This window comes from Croceicoccus sp. Ery15 (assembly GCF_020985305.1).
Taxonomy (GTDB): Bacteria; Pseudomonadota; Alphaproteobacteria; order Sphingomonadales; family Sphingomonadaceae; genus Croceicoccus.
In genome coordinates this window covers 2,630,254-2,645,570 of sequence record NZ_CP087588.1, presented here as the reverse complement: position 1 = coordinate 2,645,570, position 15,317 = coordinate 2,630,254, and the positions used below count along the sequence as shown (strand labels likewise).

General features: G+C 61.3%; 17 protein-coding genes and 1 pseudogene. 5 read left to right on the top strand and 13 right to left on the bottom strand.

What is annotated here, in order from left to right:
* Positions 1–22: 22 nt before the first annotated feature.
* Entirely contained in the window at positions 23–538 is a 516-nt protein-coding gene (locus LOZ77_RS12955; RefSeq protein WP_230279425.1) for a lactoylglutathione lyase family protein, read from the bottom strand.
* A 91-nt stretch (positions 539–629) separates the two neighbouring features.
* Here LOZ77_RS12955 and LOZ77_RS12950 point away from each other — a divergent pair, with 91 nt between their 5' ends.
* Complete coding sequence (locus LOZ77_RS12950) at positions 630–1,514, top strand: LysR family transcriptional regulator (protein ID WP_230279424.1); 885 nt, start codon at positions 630–632, stop codon at positions 1,512–1,514.
* Between the two features lie 9 nt (positions 1,515–1,523).
* Here LOZ77_RS12950 and LOZ77_RS12945 read toward each other — a convergent pair whose 3' ends face one another.
* Together LOZ77_RS12945 and LOZ77_RS12940 are read right to left on the bottom strand one after the other, a co-directional pair.
* On the bottom strand, positions 1,524–2,225 hold the full coding sequence (locus LOZ77_RS12945) for a glutathione S-transferase family protein (RefSeq protein WP_230279423.1): 702 nt from the start codon (positions 2,223–2,225) through the stop codon (positions 1,524–1,526).
* A 71-nt stretch (positions 2,226–2,296) separates the two neighbouring features.
* A complete protein-coding gene (locus LOZ77_RS12940) occupies positions 2,297–3,139 on the bottom strand; it encodes a DUF4019 domain-containing protein (RefSeq protein WP_230279422.1) in 843 nt (280 codons plus the stop codon).
* A gap of 223 nt (positions 3,140–3,362) precedes the next feature.
* Here LOZ77_RS12940 and LOZ77_RS12935 point away from each other — a divergent pair, with 223 nt between their 5' ends.
* Entirely contained in the window at positions 3,363–4,037 is a 675-nt protein-coding gene (locus LOZ77_RS12935) for a YitT family protein (protein ID WP_230279421.1), read from the top strand.
* 100 nt (positions 4,038–4,137) lie between these two features.
* Positions 4,138–5,199 (top strand): acyltransferase, encoded by a 1,062-nt coding sequence (locus tag LOZ77_RS12930; protein WP_230279420.1) that lies wholly within the window; start codon positions 4,138–4,140, stop codon positions 5,197–5,199.
* Here LOZ77_RS12930 and yihA read toward each other — a convergent pair.
* From yihA to rpmH, 5 genes are all read right to left on the bottom strand, one after another.
* The gene (gene yihA / locus LOZ77_RS12925) at positions 5,196–5,873 is read right to left on the bottom strand and encodes a ribosome biogenesis GTP-binding protein YihA/YsxC (RefSeq protein WP_370638008.1); all 678 of its coding nucleotides are present in this window, start codon (positions 5,871–5,873) and stop codon (positions 5,196–5,198) included. The two genes, LOZ77_RS12930 and yihA, sit on opposite strands and share 4 nt — an antisense overlap.
* The gene (yidC, locus tag LOZ77_RS12920) at positions 5,870–7,630 is read right to left on the bottom strand and encodes a membrane protein insertase YidC (protein ID WP_230279419.1); all 1,761 of its coding nucleotides are present in this window, start codon (positions 7,628–7,630) and stop codon (positions 5,870–5,872) included. The genes yihA and yidC overlap by 4 nt, the downstream gene beginning before the upstream one ends.
* Positions 7,631–7,711: 81 nt before the next feature.
* On the bottom strand, positions 7,712–7,921 hold the full coding sequence (gene yidD, locus LOZ77_RS12915; protein ID WP_230279418.1) for a membrane protein insertion efficiency factor YidD: 210 nt from the start codon (positions 7,919–7,921) through the stop codon (positions 7,712–7,714).
* Complete coding sequence (rnpA, locus tag LOZ77_RS12910) at positions 7,918–8,316, bottom strand: ribonuclease P protein component (protein ID WP_230279417.1); 399 nt, start codon at positions 8,314–8,316, stop codon at positions 7,918–7,920. The genes yidD and rnpA overlap by 4 nt, the downstream gene beginning before the upstream one ends.
* A 107-nt stretch (positions 8,317–8,423) precedes the next feature.
* Positions 8,424–8,558: a 50S ribosomal protein L34 gene (rpmH, locus tag LOZ77_RS12905; protein WP_230279416.1), complete on the bottom strand. Its 135-nt coding sequence runs from the start codon at positions 8,556–8,558 to the stop codon at positions 8,424–8,426.
* 213 nt (positions 8,559–8,771) lie between these two features.
* On the opposite strand from rpmH, the pseudogene LOZ77_RS12900 reads away from it, so the two are divergent.
* Positions 8,772–9,419, top strand: a pseudogene (locus tag LOZ77_RS12900) (magnesium chelatase domain-containing protein); the annotation flags it as partial.
* Between the two features lie 87 nt (positions 9,420–9,506).
* The gene (locus tag LOZ77_RS12895) at positions 9,507–10,802 is read left to right on the top strand and encodes an ATP-binding protein (protein WP_230279415.1); all 1,296 of its coding nucleotides are present in this window, start codon (positions 9,507–9,509) and stop codon (positions 10,800–10,802) included.
* A 111-nt stretch (positions 10,803–10,913) separates the two neighbouring features.
* Here the strand turns inward: LOZ77_RS12895 and LOZ77_RS12890 are convergent, their stop codons facing one another.
* From LOZ77_RS12890 to LOZ77_RS12870, 5 genes are all read right to left on the bottom strand, one after another.
* Positions 10,914–11,366 (bottom strand): hypothetical protein, encoded by a 453-nt coding sequence (locus LOZ77_RS12890; RefSeq protein WP_230279414.1) that lies wholly within the window; start codon positions 11,364–11,366, stop codon positions 10,914–10,916.
* A gap of 153 nt (positions 11,367–11,519) precedes the next feature.
* Positions 11,520–12,098: a recombinase family protein gene (locus LOZ77_RS12885; protein ID WP_230279413.1), complete on the bottom strand. Its 579-nt coding sequence runs from the start codon at positions 12,096–12,098 to the stop codon at positions 11,520–11,522.
* A 1,505-nt stretch (positions 12,099–13,603) separates the two neighbouring features.
* A complete protein-coding gene (locus LOZ77_RS12880; RefSeq protein WP_230279412.1) occupies positions 13,604–14,143 on the bottom strand; it encodes a hypothetical protein in 540 nt (179 codons plus the stop codon).
* A gap of 29 nt (positions 14,144–14,172) precedes the next feature.
* A protein-coding gene (locus LOZ77_RS12875; protein WP_156170621.1) for an IS5 family transposase occupies positions 14,173–14,945 on the bottom strand; the annotation gives its coding sequence in 2 pieces (ribosomal slippage) (positions 14,173–14,627 and positions 14,627–14,945; 774 coding nt in all).
* Positions 14,946–14,995: 50 nt separating this feature from the next.
* On the bottom strand, positions 14,996–15,208 hold the full coding sequence (locus tag LOZ77_RS12870) for a hypothetical protein (protein ID WP_230279411.1): 213 nt from the start codon (positions 15,206–15,208) through the stop codon (positions 14,996–14,998).
* Between the last annotated feature and the right edge of the window lie 109 nt (positions 15,209–15,317).

Here is a 15,317-nt window from a genome sequence, read left to right as displayed (position 1 = left end):
GGCCTGCCCCCCCCTGTTTGCCTCAGCTGTTGTCCGCCGGACCATAGGCACCCGCCGAATAGGTCAGCTCGTAACTGTGCGAATAGATTTCGAGGATGTTGCCGAACGGATCTTCCATATAGACCATGCGGTAAGGCTTCTCTCCCGGGAAATATTCGCGGACGGGCATGCGCTGTTTGCCGCCAGCAGCGACGATCTTTTCAGCCAGCCCCTCGACATCCGGGTCCTGCACGCAAAAATGAAAGACGCCGGTTTTCCAATATTCGAAATTATTCGCGGGCTTTTCCGCTTCGGGGAACTGGAAAATCTCTACGCCGATGCGATCGCCGGTCGACAAATGGGCAATGCGGAAACTGCCCCAGCCTGCTCCGAATACATCGGTGCACATCACGCCGATGGCGCTGTCATCCTCGGCAATGGTGGTGGGGGGCATGATCAGGTACCAGCCCATGACTTCGGTATAGAATTCTACCGCTGCATCCAGATCGGTGACAGACAATCCGATATGCGAAAAATTGCGCGGATAGGGGGTGTGCATTGTGAAACTCCTGCTGTGCAGTTTCACGACCTAGGGTGCCAGGGCCATAAGTTGAACTTGCGAAACCTTATGGCATATATAAAATATGCTAATGCTAAATCCCGTCTGGATCCGCAGTTTCGCTATGCTGGTGCAAGAGGGCAGCTTTACCCGTGCAGCCGATCGGCTGGATTTGACGCAGGCCGCTATCAGTCAACATGTCAGGCATTTGGAAGACCGGATAGGCCCCGTCCTATTGCGCGGGCCGCGCCGCTTTGAGCTGACGCCTGCGGGACAGGCGTTGATCGACCATGCGGCAGAGCTGGAGACGGCCGAACGACGGCTGCAGGCTCGTCTTTCGGAAGGAGAGGCCGCAACGGGCCCTTTGTCGATCATCACGCCCGGCAGCATAGGTCAGTTCCTGTATCCAAGACTTCTGGACTTGCAGGCGGATACGCCCGGCCTGACCGTGCATCACCGTTTTGCGCCTGACCCCGACATTATCGCTGCAGTCGCCGAAAACCGTGCTGAACTGGGTATGGTAACCCATCCGCCCGAAGACCCTCGGCTGACTCACCAGCTATTCACACGGGAATCGTTGGAACTGATCGTACCGGCGGGCAAGGCAGCGGAAGGCTGGGACGATCTGATGCGTATCGGGTTCATCGATCATCCTGACGGGAAGGCGATGGCGACAAGGCTTCTGACGCAGCGGTTTGCCGGCAATCCGGGAGTGGGGCATCTGCCGGTGCGCGGTTTTGTCAATCAGATCGGGCTGATCGCAGAACCCGTGGCTCGCGGGCTGGGTTTTACCGTATTGCCGCGCCATGCACGCTTGGCTTTTGGGCGGCAGGACGCGATCGCAGTGGTCGCGGGCGATCCGGTGCGCGACCGTTTATGGCTTATCCACCGCGCCGAATGGCCGCTTTCAGCGCGTGCACAACGCGCGATCGAGCACATGCGCGCGGTGCTTGGGGAAAGCGACGCGACAGGCTGAACGGAACGCCTACTCTGCCGCGACCTCGAACGCTTCGATCCGCCAGTCCTCTTCTTCGGCTCCGGCGATCCATTCCTGCATCCATTCATGTTCCCACACCGCTTCCATATAGGCCTGCGCGAATTTGGGAACGCCGATGCCATAGGTCATGAACCGGCTGACGACGGGGGCATAGAAGATGTCGGCGGCGGAATAGCTGCCGAACAGGAACGGCCCGCCCGAACCGAAACGCGACCGCGCCTCTGCCCAAAGCGAAAGGATGCGCACGATATTGCCCTTGGCCTCGTCCGACAGATCGATCCCTTCGACCCGGCGGCGCACGTTCATCGGCAGTTCGCGGCGAAGCGCCTGATAGGCGCTGTGCATTTCGGCGACCATCGAACGGCACAGGCCGCGCGCGACGGGGTCCTTGGGCCAGAACCGGCTGCCCGCCCAAACATCCTTTCGGGCGTTCTGGGCTTCCTCGCAGATCCGGTCGTCGAGATATTCGAGGATGGCCAGGCTGTCCCAGATGACGACTTCGCCATCCCACAGGATCGGCACCTTGCCGCTGGACGGCTGGACATCGCCCCAGTTCTTCTTGGCATCCTCCCACTCCTCACCGCTGATATTGACGGTGATCTCTTCGAACGAGAGGCCGGACTGTTTCGCAGCAAGCCATCCGCGCAGGGACCAGCTGGAATAGTTCTTGTTGCCGATGATCAGTTTCATGGGGCGCGGGATTAGACCTGCACGACCGTGAAGTCGAGCGATCTAATCCCGCATTGCATTTCAGCGCCGGATCAGGCGGGTTTGATGAAATAGCCGACCACGGCCCAGCCCGATGCTTCCTTTACCAGAGTAACGGTTTCGACCGTGTTCTTCATATCGGTAAAGTCGGTGCGGAACTGCAGCACGGCATATTCGCCCTTGGGCACGCCGGGCAGGCTGTCGGTATGGTTCGCGCTGGCCAACTGCCGGGATACCAGCGCGCCCAGCGGCTGGCGGACGGGCTGGACCGTTTCGGTCCATTGCGCCGCGGTCAGCTGCGATTTGAACATGGTGCCCGCGGTTTCCCAGCTTTGTTCCCACTGGCTGCTGTCGACCAGGGCCAGCCAGCCACGCGCGGCGACGGCGCTGGCGCCTTCGGTCTCGGCAGCGGCCTGCATTTGTACGGGGGCGGTCTGCGCGGCGTTTCCGGCGGGTGCGCCGGTCGGTCCAGTGATCGACGAAAGCGCGATGGCAGCGATGATAAGCGACATGATGATCATTCCTCCTGAAAGCCACATAAGGGGATGTCCTTTCTTGCGGCCGGTTGTTGACTGATCCTCTTGTGCCTGTTCCCCGTTTGCGGATTCGACCCCGAATGCGTTGTGTGCCAGCGATTCGGGCGCGGTTTGCGGTGTGTGCGCAGAAAATTCGGGTGCCCCTGAAAATTGGGGGTCGCCCTCGATCTCGGCCAGCCTGCGGGCGGCTTCGCGGCTGCTGTTCACGCCCAGCTTGGCGCGGGCATTGCGCAGCCGGTCGTTCACCGTATGGACCGACAGATCCAGCTCTCGCGCGATCGATTTCGCCTCGTGCCCTGCCAGCAACAGGCGCAGCGTTTCCTTCTCCCGCTCTGTCAGGGCCGGATATTCCGCGCTCATTCGATTGCCCCTCTTTGCCGGTATTGCCCCATCACCGGCACCCAGCATAGGGTGGAGTGCGCGCGCTTTCCAGTCGCCTTTCCATATATTGCGCAGCCGCAATCGGGGCTTGCGCATGATCATGCGAATGCGCAAAAGCGCCTCTTCCCGAAGCACGCCGCCAAGGCTGTGCGAGGGGGATGACAAGAGGATGCCTGGCCGTTTCGTTTTTTCGAAGGACGCCATGCAGCAGCGAACCGACATATCGCCAGCCATTGACGAGTGCGCCACCGACGGGGCCGCCGAACATACGCCGGTGCGCGACCTGATGCGCCATTCGCTGGCCGAGGATTGCTATGCCATCGTGATCGGCAGCAGCATGATCGCCTTTGCCGTGGTGCTGCTGCACAAGGCGGGGCTGGTTACGGGCGGCATGGCGGGTGTGGCGCTGCTGGCCAGCTATCTAGTGCCGCTGCCCGCGACGACCCTGTTCATCGTCATCAATATCCCGTTCTTCTTTCTGGCCGCGCGCTTCATGGGCCGGTCCTTTGCGCTCAAGACCCTGCTTGCCAATGTGGCGATCATGGTTCTGGGCATGGTGGTGCCGTGGGGCATCGTCACCGATAGCGTGAATCCCCTGTTCGCGGCGCTGATCGGCGGCTGGATGGCGGGGTTGGGCATTTTGTCGCTGGCCCGCCACGGCGCGGGGGTGGGCGGTTCGGGTATCGTTGCGCTGGCGCTGATGAAGACGAAGGGGTGGAACGCGGGCCGCACGCAAATGATCGGCGATGCCGCCATCCTAACCGCATCACTTGTCACGCTGGACTGGATGCCGTTCCTGATTTCGGTCCTGTCGGCGTTGGCGATCAATTCGATCCTGATGGTGAACCACCGGCCGGGAAGATATGTGGGTTATTGATAAAGGCGGCCTGAACATTGCCATGCAGAACGAGTTGAATGTATCGCGCCCATATGGAGTTTGACGGCCCGTTGGGGCAAATCCGGCCGGCCCTGTCCTGATGTCCAATGCACCTGTGGCTGCGGCCGCTCCTCTGCGGGGCACGATCCACTCGATCCAGATGATGCGGGCCATCGCGGCCATGCTGGTGGTGTGGTTCCACGCGCAGCATGCCTTTGCCACATCGGTCAGCAGGCCGTTGATCGCAGCGGAAAGCCACCTTTTCAGCTTTGGTGCGGTGGGCGTGCATATCTTCTTTGTGATCAGCGGGTTCATCATGGTCTATACCACCCGCGAAAAATCCTATTCGATCGGCGCGTTTTACCGGCGACGGCTGATACGGATTTATCCGATATACTGGATATGCGCGGCACTTACGCTGGCAGGCTTTGCGCTGGCCGGCACGCCGTGGGATCGCGAACTGACAATGCTTGTCGCGGCGCTGTTCCTGTTGCCGGGCAGTGCCGCCGCGATCATACCGCCCGGCTGGACCCTCGCGTTCGAACTCTTGTTCTACCTTTGCTTCGGGGTGGCCATGCTGGCGGGGCTGACGCGGGGTTTAATCGCGCTGACCGCATTGTTTCTGGCCACGATTGCGCTGGGCGTGGCGATGCCGGTCGATAATGCGTTTATCGAAATGCTGGGCAGCCCGCTATTGCTGGAATTCGTGGCCGGCGCCGGCGTGGCATGGCTGCTGGTAAGGGGCCGGCTGCCAAGGCGCGGCGGCCTGTTGCTGGTCGCGCTATCCATCGGGCTGTTCGCGATTGGCATTGTGGCGGGTTTCGATCGCGTGCCGCGTGTCATATCGTGGGGCGTGCCAAGCTGGCTTTTGATTACCGGGCTGGTGATGGCCGAACAGAACGGCCTGCCGCAATGGGTTCGCAGGATCGGCTTCTTCGGCGACAGCAGCTATGCGCTCTACCTGATTCACTGGATCGTGGTGGTACTCGCCGTCAAAGCGGTTCTGTCGGTTGACGGATTCCATCCCGAACCGGCGGTCGCGGCTGTTGCGCTGGGTTTTGTTACGCTGGGGATCGCGGAATGGCTGCACCGGCGGGTCGAACGCGTGATGCTGCGCTGGCTGAACCCCCAAAGAGCACTCGTCCCCCCTCGCGCGCCCTAGATCTCCGCACTCTCCAGCACAAAGCCGCGCAGTTCGGCGATGCCCATGCCCTTTTCCGAGGACGTCACAGAAATTTCGGGATAGGCCCCTGCATGTTTGCGGGCCTCTGCCAGCGTGCGCTGGGTGACTTCCTCCAGCTCGCTCGCCTTGATCTTGTCCGATTTGGTCAGGACGATGCGATAGGACACGGCCGCCGCGTCGAGCATTTCCATGATCTCGTGATCCACCGGCTTGATGCCGTGGCGCGCATCGATCAGCAGCAGGGTGCGTTTCAACACCTGCCGCCCGCGCAGATAATCGTTCACAAGGAAACGCCATTTCTTCACCACGGCCAGCGGCGCCTTGGCAAAGCCGTACCCGGGCATGTCGACCAGCCGGAATTGCACCGGCGTATCATCGCCCCCGCCGACGTCGAAATAGTTCAGCTCTTGCGTGCGCCCCGGCGTGACCGACGTGCGCGCGATCGCCTTGCGACCCGTCAGCGCGTTCAGCAGCGAGGATTTGCCCACGTTCGACCGGCCCGCAAAGGCGATTTCCGGCACCGTCGGTTCGGGCAGGAATTTCAGCTGCGGCGCGCTGAGCAGAAATGTGACGGGGCCCGAGAACAGCTTGCGCGCGCGCTCTTCGTATTCAGCGCGGCGGGCTGCTTCCTCGGGCGTCAGGTCCTCGCTCACGCTTTCGCCTTTGCTTCTTCCGCCTTGCGCTTTTTCTCTTCGGCTTCGCGCGCGGCGATTTCCTTAAGCTGCGGGTGGCGCGAATAGAGATATTTCTGCTGCGCGATGGTCAGCGTGTTCGAGGTGATCCAGTACAGCAGCAGGCCCGCCGCGAACGGCGCCATCACGAACATCAGCACCCATGGCATGATCATGAAGATCTGCTGCTGTGCCGGGTCCATCTGTGCGGGATTCAGGCGGAACTGCAGGAACATGGTCAGGCCCAGCAGCAGTGCCAGCACGCCGATGGCAAGGAAGCCTGGCGGGTTGAAATCGAGCAGGCCGAACAGGTTCAGAATATGCAGCGGGTCGGGCGCGGACAGATCCTTGATCCACAGGATAAAGGGCTGGTGGCGCATGTCGATCGCGATCAGCAGCACCTTGTACAGCGCGAAAAAGACGGGGATCTGCAGGAACATCGGCAGGCAGCCTGCCAGCGGATTCACCTTCTCTTCCTTGTAGAGCTTCATCATCTCCTGCTGAAGCGTCTGCTTGTCGTCCTTGTACCGTTCCTGCAGGCTCTTCAGCTTGGGCTGAAGCGCACGCATTGCGGCCATGCTGGCGAATTGCTTTTGCGCGATGGGGAACATGATCCCGCGCACGATGACGGTCAGGAAAATGATCGCCACGCCGAAATTGCCGACCGCATTGGCCAGAGATTTCAGCAGCCACAGGATCGGCTTTTCGAACCAGCGGAACCATCCCCAGTCGATCGTCAGGCTGAAACGGTCGATCCCGGCCTCGTCATACGCTTCGAGAACGTCGCTTTCCTTGGCGCCGGCGAACAGGCGCGTGGTGCGCGATAGCTGTTTGCCGGGCTGCACGGTGACGGCGTCATAGATCAGATCGGCGCGGTAATGCTGGTCGCCCAGCGCGCGGAACGAACCGTCGGCGGCGTCGCCATTGTCGGGGATCAGCGCCGAAAGCCAGTAGATATCGGTAAAGCCCAGCCATTCCGACCGGCCTTGCAGATTGACCACCTTGGCGTCATCGACATCGTCGTAATCGGTTCCGAAATCGACCGATCCGTCCACATCGGCCAGCGGGCCGGACTGCACGTTCCAGATATCGCTGCTGGCGGTGCGGCTCGTGCGGTTGATAAAGCCATAGGGCTGCACCACCACGGGGCCGCTGCCGGTGTTGGCGACGGTCTGGGTTGCGGTGATCAGGTAATTGTCATCGACCTCGAGGCGGATGGTGAAACGTTGCCCCTGGCCATTGTCCCAGCGCAGGGTGACGGGCGTTTCGGGGGTCAGCGCCTCGCCCTCGGTCTGCCAGACCGTATCGGCGGCGGGAACGGCCACGCCTTCGCCGACCCAGCCGAACTGGGTGAAATATTGCGCGGGCGTGCCATTGGGCGAAAACAGGCGGACGGGGGGCGAAGCCTTGTCAACCGTCTGGCGATGGCGGTTCAGCGTCAGATCGTCGATCCGCGCGCCGACGGGGTTGATCGACCCTTCGATGGACGGCGCGGCGATGGCAACGCGACCTGCGTCGCCCAGCTGCGTTTCAAGATCGCGGGCCTCTTCCTCGATATCGGCGGCATTGGTCAGCCCGCCCTCGCGGTTGCGGCCCGAAGATGTCGCATCGTCGGCGGCCGCGGCCTGCTGGGCTTCTACCGCGGGTTGCGGATAGAAATACTGCATGGCCGAATCCCAGCCGAACAGCAGCACGGCCACAAGGACCAGTGCGACCAAGATATTGCGCTGGTTTTCCAAAATCCCAATCCAGTCGATCTAAAATTCAGGCGCCGCGAAAACGGTCGCACGTCCAAAAAACTGAGTTGCCACTATTGCCGGTTACGGAACCGGATCATGGCCACACCCGCCCCAAGGGTGGCAGCGCAATAGTCGCTTCGTCGCCAGCCATCCACCCTTAATCGTGCCATGCCTTCGAAGCGCCTGAATCGCATATTCCGAACAGGACGGCGTAAACCGGCATGAAGGCGGCAGAATGCGCGAGGGACCCAGCTGCCAGAGGCGGGCAATGGCGATGAAGATATATTTCATCGCTTCGGGCCCTTGCGTGCAGGGTTCCTCCGGCGTGGCGGGTCGCCCTTGCCTTCGCGGGCACGCGAAAGGGCGGCGCGCAATTCCTCGCGCAGCTGGGTGAAATCGCGCTCTATCCCGCCGTCGCGGCCGATCAGCACATGGTCGTGACCGGCCAGCCCGTGCAGCGGCAATTCGGCGCGCAGCAATTCGCGGAAACGCCGCTTCATCCGGTTGCGCACGACGGCATTGCCGATCTTTTTGGTGACCGTGATTCCGAACCGCATCGAATCCGGCTCCAGCCCGTTGGGCCGCGCCAGCAGCACGAAACCCGGCCGTGCCACGCGCAACCCCTTGTTCGCGGCAAGGAAATCGCTGCGCTTGCGGATCACGCCGGGGGCGGGAGTGGTGGTCATAAGGTCAGGCTAGAACTGCAACGGGCAAACGCAAAACGCCGGCACGGGCGAACCCGGCCGGCGCTTTGATAATCTCGCGAATCGCGTGAACGTGAGGCTGAAAAGCCTCAGGCGCTCAGCTTCTTGCGGCCGCGGGCGCGACGGGCGCGCAGCACGTTGCGGCCACCAACGGTGGCGGTGCGGGCGCGGAAACCGTGGCGACGCTTACGCACGAGATTGCTCGGCTGAAAAGTGCGCTTCATGGTGAAATTCCCAAAGTCTGACTGCGTTTCCGACACCGCAGCAGTTTAACCGCGCAGTGCCAACAAAAAGGGCCGCCCGATCAAGAGGCAGCCTCTGCTGGGGGCGCGGTTACTGATGTTACAGCTGTGAGTCAAGCGGCAAGCGGGCTGGACAGTGCCCTCGATGCTGATTCATAGCCGAGGGCAACAGGGTCGCAAGGATATATCTCAAACATGGTCGCGCTGGTGCAGACGGTGGCCTATCTGGGCCTCGAGGTTCGCCGTGTGGAAGTTCAATGCCAGCTGGCATCCGGGCTTCCCGCGTTTCAGATCGTCGGCCTGCCCGACAAGGCCGTGGGCGAAAGCCGCGAACGCGTGCGCGCGGCGCTGGCCGCCATGGGTCTGGCGCTGCCGCCCAAGCGCATCACCGTGAACATGTCGCCCGCCGACCTGCCCAAGGAAGGATCGCATTTCGACCTGCCCATCGCGCTGGCCCTGCTGGCCGCCATGGGCGTGACCGATGGCGAGCAATTGTCGGATTATGTCGCGGTGGGTGAACTGGCGCTGGACGGGCGAATCGTCGCATCCTCGGGCGTGTTGCCCGCCGCGATCCATGCCGCGGCGGAGGACAAGGCGCTGATCTGCCCCGCCGCGCAAGGGTCCGAAGCGCGCTGGGCAAGCGAGACCGCCGTGGTCGCCGCCCCTGATCTTGTCAGCCTGCTCAACCATCTGAAGGGCGTCCAGCAATTGCCTGTGCCCGACAGGGGCGAGCTGGCCGATCGCGCCCTTGGCCCCGACCTGAAACAGGTGAAGGGGCAGGAAACCGCCAAGCGCGCGCTGGAGATCGCGGCGGCGGGCGGGCATAATCTGCTCCCGATGGGAACGTAAAGGACCGTTTATTCTGTGGAAGGTGGGGAATGTGGTGGGAGGCTGACTCGCTTTCCCCCGACCGTCAGCTAATATCTCTGGATGGCAATTAGAGACCTGAACGAACTAGAGTTCGTAGAAACGCTACAGGGCTACCTGACCCCAAGCAGCCCCGTTCAACGGCTGCAACTACTTCGCGGGCGGCGGGAACAGGTCACACAAATCACTAGGGCCTTCCATTCAAAGGGGCGGCACGTATTCATCTTTGGCGACCGCGGCGTCGGCAAGAGTTCTTTGGCATTGTCAGTGGCGAACTTCTTGTGCGCGGAGGATGACCGGCCAATCCAACTAGCTTGCAATAGTGAGACGTTCTTTTCCCTTGCGCGGAACCTCGCTTCGCAGCTCCTAGGGGCAACCCCAGTTAACGGCGGGGTGTCCGGCGGTTCCATAGGGCTCGCAGGCTATGGTCTCTCGGCAACTCTGGAGGGGCAGCTACAGGCCCGCGAAGTGCCCGAGCTTACATCGCTGAATGAGGTGGTGTCGGTCATCCGCTATTGTGTCGACAAGCATCTTCAAGAGCGTGTCGTGATTTTCGACGAGTTCGACGCGCTGCCCAATGATGCAGACAGGGGGCTTTTTGCTGACTTCATTAAGCAGATGGGCGACCAATCGGTGCCTATCAAAATGCTTTTCACGGGTATCGGCCAGTCGCTTGAGAGTCTCCTTGCCGCTCATCACTCCTGCTATCGTTACCTCGCTTCCGTGTCCCTCTCTCCCTTGAACTGGGATGGCCGCTTGGCAATCATCAACGCGGCTGCTGAGGCTCTCGGCATCGAAGTCGACATGAGCACTCAATATCGCATTGGGGCGATTAGCGACGGCTTCCCTCACTACATCCACCTTATCTGCGAAAAGCTGTTCTGGGAGATTTTCGATGATCCTGAGGATATATCTCAGGTCACTCCCGAGCTCTATCGCAGGGCCATCGAAGCGGCGGTGCAGGACATCGAGCCGTTTCTGCAAGAGCTCTACGAGACAGCGACGCGAAAATATAATGACGACTATCAGGAGGTGTTGTGGGCCGTCGCGGATCACCACGAGTTTGAGCGTCGGAGCACTGACATCTTTCTTTCCTATCAGGACATCATGAAGCAGCGGCCCCATCCAGCTATGGATAGGACGCGGTTTAACACCCGAATGAACTCGCTAAAGAAGGACTCACACGGCGCAATCCTGATCGGAACTCGGCAGGGGTGGTATGAGCTGAGAGAGCCAATCTTGCGCGGCTATATCCGCCTCAGGGCCGAGCGTGATGGCGTTGCATTGGCGCAGGACCATCCTCAAGACACAGGGGCACGAACGCTGCAACTATTCAAAGACAAGCGCGCCCCTCAATAGCTTCACGAAAAACGCAGGTCCCGTTCTAAGTTGATCGGATCAACTAAGAAACTGGGCAGGCGAAAAACGCAGGTCCCGCCGGAGCCCTCAGGACCCCGACAGGACACTACATCATCCCTGCGCTGCGCGTTCGGCACGGCGCTGTTCAATCTTGGCCGCTTCAATGCCTGACCACCCGCTCAGGGCGGAGGCTCCGAGCTGCAATCCAGCCGCCAGCCCGTTCGTATTCCTCACACTGGAATACATGGAGGTGGCGTCAGCCGCGTTGGCCTTGGTCCGGCTCTCCAGATTGGCGAGGGAGCGGTCATGCTCCAGCTCCGCTTGCATCGCGCTATCGAACAGGAGGGCCTCTACAGAGCCGGAGCTCAGGGCCATGCCAGCCTCCCCAGCGGCAGCACGGAGCCGCCCCTGTTCCCTGCGGGCAGCGCGGGAGGCGTCGAAAATGTCTGCGGTGGCTTTCTGCCGCGCTTCCTCATTCACGACGTCTAGCTGATTGGAAATGGCCTTGTTCTGAGCCTTCGCCTGTTGGGCTTGGGCCGAGATGGAATAGGCAGTTTGGGCCATGCCCACGACCCCAGCGGCGACCGCTAGGGGAATTGCTCCGCACATAGCGGTTTCCTTTCGTTAAATATGAGACCGCCCCAAGCCCCCGAAAGAGAACGGCGGGAGCACGGGGCGGCGGTGATCTAAAAATGCAGGGCCTCAAAGGCCCGAGCGTTATGCGGCTCGACCGTATCGCTTCACGGTTGCGGTGGAGAGGTCGAAGTGTGCTGCGGTATCGGCAATGCTCGCACCGTTCTCCTTCCGCCACCTAATGACCTCCTGCGGGTCCGCTGCGTTGGGCCGGCCAAGCGATGCCTTACCCCTATGGGTCTTGCCGGTGGCCTTGAGAGCCGTCTTGGCCGCTTCCCGTCCTGCCTCGCACCGCTCACGGATGCGCTGGCGTTCCATGTCTGCAACCTGAGCGAGCACGGCGACAATGAGCTCGCCAACGCCTCGGCCAATGCTGCCGAGACCGTGGACATCCACCGTGACCCCTTTCTCCATGAGCCCCCGCACAGTCGACTGGACGTCGAGAGCATCGCGGCCAAGCCGGTCGATGGCATAGACGCAGACGGTGTCGCCTTCGCGGACATAGGAGAGCAGTTGGGAGAACGCGGGGCGCGATGCTGCCAGTGATCCGCCGCTTACACCTTCGTCTGCAAACTCACGGTCGAACGAGCCGCCAAGCGCCTTGCGTTGCGCTTCGATGCTCTGGTCTCCGGTGCTGACGCGGTAATAGGCAATCCGGCTCATGGCTCACTCCATTGGGTCGAAAGATATGGCGCTAGATATGAGCTAGATTATAAGTCTGTCAAGCTATCTTTCGATCCATCTCCTGAGCCGCCATTCGGCATGGCTCCGAAGTTACACCTTTTGAGCTGGGGCAGTTGGGCGGAACTGTCCCGCTGCGGGATTGTCGCACCTCTGTAAGTATTTTCAGGAGCTTAGCGTATTGCCGCGTGAGTCTGCGTGGGATACCTCGTCCCCTCCATACGACAGGAGGGACAGATGGAATTGCAGAACACGACAGGTGCAACGCTCGGTCGGGCAGCGCGGGCAAGGGCTAGGCTGGCGGCGCTCATCGGAGAGGTGGAGCCTGAGACCTGCCCCCGTCAAAAGACTGCGGAGGGCTGAGGCCCTAGGGGACGGCGGGAGGATGTGGGAGCCGTGAGCTCTCCTCCTCCTGCCAGCCTCTCCCTGACCGGCCCCCTATGGGGGGAATGGGCTGTTGGCGACCTACGATAACCCGCTTCGGATTTTTGAGCATTTTCGTAGCCGCTATCGGTCGAACGCCCAGCGGTTCCTTTCGACAATCCTCAGGAGCTCATACGGCGGCACACGGGTTCTCGTGCGGGCAGCGTTCACAAAGCTCTGCCGCAACTGCGGGCAACTGATCGAAGCCGCGATGGTGGCATATGGATATTCAGCCATGATCTATCTCCTCAGGCAGTCGGAGCCACGTGGGAGGCCGTTGGGGTGATGGGGGCTTGGCGTCTTGATAGGCGAGCCAATCGGCGGCTCTGACCTTCTGCTCTCGCTTCTGAGACCGGAGGCAGGAGACGCAGCGGGAATGATGCACCCGCTTTCCACGGCACATGCGCATCCCGAAACTCTCCAGCGGCAACGCGGCTTTGCAGCCATGACACCACTTGTGTCCTGAGGGGACGGGAGGGGATGCCTTTTTAGCCATGAAAGAATGGGGCTAAGGGCTGTTTTTTCAGGACAGGAGAAGCGGGAGGATGCAACTAGGCAGGAGCATTAGCCCAGCCGCACCCCCCGCACTCCCGCTCCAGAAAAACGGCCTTTTAAGCCGCTTCCCGTTCCAGTTTTGCGCGCACCTCAGCGACCGCTGTAGGGTCGATGCGACCGCCACTCACACACCGGCTAGGGACAGGACGAACCTCGTGGAGATGGCAGTTGGAGGAGGCGCAATCTGCGACCTGCTCGCGCCAGTTGCCGATGGCGTCAGGGTCGAAGATACAATCCTTGCACTTCGCGTCGATGGAAGCGCGCAGGGATGGTCGGACAGACATGGTCTGACCTTTCTTGTTGGCAGCACAAAGGGCCCGCACGGGTCTCCGGCGGGGCTCCTTCGTTATGCTGCGGGTTTCAAGGGCGAGGCGCAGGGGTGCCGACGGTAACGACCGTCAAGGCTCCCTCGGTTCTGCGGTTCTCTTTCGAGCGTTCGGCGAAGTCTGCCGAGCCGGCACGGTAGGGGTTCTTTGAGGGAGTGCGGGGCTTGCGGCCCTTCGACTTCCTCACCGTTCCGTTTCCGCGAACTTACGGTAAGCCTTTGCACGGTCGGCGACGCGGGCTGCGCGGACCTGCCGAGCGGCATCTGCCTGAGCTTCGCGGTCGATGTCGACCTCTTCTTGCAGCTTCTTGCGCTCCTGCACGGTTTCGTAGAGGGCGCGCTCCAATCGGCGCTTGCCTTCCACTCCCTCCAGCACGGCGAGCTGGTGCTTGAGGCTGGCGACCTCATGCTCCGCCGCGGTGCGGGCGTCGCCTTTCAGGCGGTAATCAGGATCGCCAACGGTCTGTCCGGTCTTTTCATCAACGACAGCGTTCCAGCCGTGGACGTCGAGTAGATCGGCTTGCAGTTGCACAAGCTTTTCCGACGCCTCCAGCCGCTCATGCTCAATCAGGAGCTCTTCCTGCTGATAGGGGTTGGCGTCATGGCCTGCGCCACCACGGACCCTCATCTCATAGGCATACTGCTCGGCCCCTTGGCGGATCAGTTCGCGCTGGACGTTCTCAGTTCGGCTCTGCTGCGGCACCGCTTCAATGCGCGCTTCCACGCGCGCTCTTACATCGGTCGGGAGCATCTCTAGGGCGTAGACTCATTAGCGGCGATCCATAGGCGTGTGCAGAAGAGCTTGATGGCAGCGAGGAAGTTATCGCTTCGTTTGTCGTATCTGGTGGCCAAGCCTCTGGCGTTTTTGAGTTTCCCGAAGAAACGCTCGACCAGATTACGGTAGCGATACAGGAAGCTGCTGAACGCGAAGCCTTTGCGACGATTGCGCTTGACTGGGATGTTGGCGAAGCCACCCTGCGCGGTGATCTGACTGCGAATGGCATCGCTGTCATAAGCCTTATCGGCGAGAAAGGTGGTGGCGTTCGGCACGGCGGCCAGCAGCCTCTCGGCCTCACGGCAATCGCTCGCCTGGCCTTCGGACAGATGCAGTTGGATCGGCAGGCCGCGACCATCAACCAGGGCATGGATCTTGGTTGTCAAACCGCCCCGGGAACGTCCCATGCAGCGATTTGGGTCCCCCTTTTTAGGGTCGCACCGTGCTGGTGGACCCGGATGGAAGAACTGTCGATCATGACCAACTCGCCGTCGAAGGCTTGGCTCACCGCTTCGAGAAGGCGGTCCCACACACCGGCTTTGCGCCAGCGCACGAAACGGTTGTAGCAGGTGGTATGTGGGCCATAGCGCTCGGGAATATCAGCCCAAGGACTGCCCGTGCGAAAGCGCCACAATATCCCGTCGATGACCCGCCGGTCATCCACACGCGGAACCCCGCGAGGCTTGTTCGGCAACAACGGCTCGATCACCAGCCACTCATCATCGGTCAGTTCAAATCTACGACGCGTCATCCAAAGCTCCTTCCCGAAGCCTTGAATCAACCGCGCCCGCGCCGCGCAAGTCAGTTTATGAGTTTACGGCCTAGGGTGATAGCCTCCGGCAACTTGGGGTTTCCCTTAACGGAGAACAGGCCGGGGGTGTCATAAACTGGGTCGTAATTGCGGATGCTCTCCGCAAGCTCCGCATCCTCCGGTGCTATGTCGTAGCTTTTCGGAGTGTAGTTGCTCGATCCTTCATCTGCGGGGGTCGATGGAACGGTAGAGGAATCGGACATATCTTGGTCCTTATGCTTGGGTAGGGTGTGGCACACGCCACGGCGAATGGCCCCCACGGGGCCGCATCCGAGCTCCCGCCGTTCTCTGGCAGGGGCATCGAAACTGAAT

What these genes read in the sequence shown, in the direction of transcription:
- LOZ77_RS12955 (WP_230279425.1), bottom strand. Translation starts at nt 538, where the DNA reads ATGCACACCCCCTATCCGCGCAATTTTTCGCATATCGGATTGTCTGTC.
- LOZ77_RS12950 (WP_230279424.1), top strand. Translation starts at nt 630, where the DNA reads ATGCTAAATCCCGTCTGGATCCGCAGTTTCGCTATGCTGGTGCAAGAG.
- LOZ77_RS12945 (WP_230279423.1), bottom strand. Translation starts at nt 2,225, where the DNA reads ATGAAACTGATCATCGGCAACAAGAACTATTCCAGCTGGTCCCTGCGC.
- LOZ77_RS12940 (WP_230279422.1), bottom strand. Translation starts at nt 3,139, where the DNA reads ATGAGCGCGGAATATCCGGCCCTGACAGAGCGGGAGAAGGAAACGCTG.
- LOZ77_RS12935 (WP_230279421.1), top strand. Translation starts at nt 3,363, where the DNA reads ATGCAGCAGCGAACCGACATATCGCCAGCCATTGACGAGTGCGCCACC.
- LOZ77_RS12930 (WP_230279420.1), top strand. Translation starts at nt 4,138, where the DNA reads ATGTCCAATGCACCTGTGGCTGCGGCCGCTCCTCTGCGGGGCACGATC.
- yidD (WP_230279418.1), bottom strand. Translation starts at nt 7,921, where the DNA reads ATGAAATATATCTTCATCGCCATTGCCCGCCTCTGGCAGCTGGGTCCC.
- rnpA (WP_230279417.1), bottom strand. Translation starts at nt 8,316, where the DNA reads ATGACCACCACTCCCGCCCCCGGCGTGATCCGCAAGCGCAGCGATTTC.
- rpmH (WP_230279416.1), bottom strand. Translation starts at nt 8,558, where the DNA reads ATGAAGCGCACTTTTCAGCCGAGCAATCTCGTGCGTAAGCGTCGCCAC.
- LOZ77_RS12895 (WP_230279415.1), top strand. Translation starts at nt 9,507, where the DNA reads ATGGCAATTAGAGACCTGAACGAACTAGAGTTCGTAGAAACGCTACAG.
- LOZ77_RS12890 (WP_230279414.1), bottom strand. Translation starts at nt 11,366, where the DNA reads ATGGCCCAAACTGCCTATTCCATCTCGGCCCAAGCCCAACAGGCGAAG.
- LOZ77_RS12885 (WP_230279413.1), bottom strand. Translation starts at nt 12,098, where the DNA reads ATGAGCCGGATTGCCTATTACCGCGTCAGCACCGGAGACCAGAGCATC.
- LOZ77_RS12870 (WP_230279411.1), bottom strand. Translation starts at nt 15,208, where the DNA reads ATGTCCGATTCCTCTACCGTTCCATCGACCCCCGCAGATGAAGGATCG.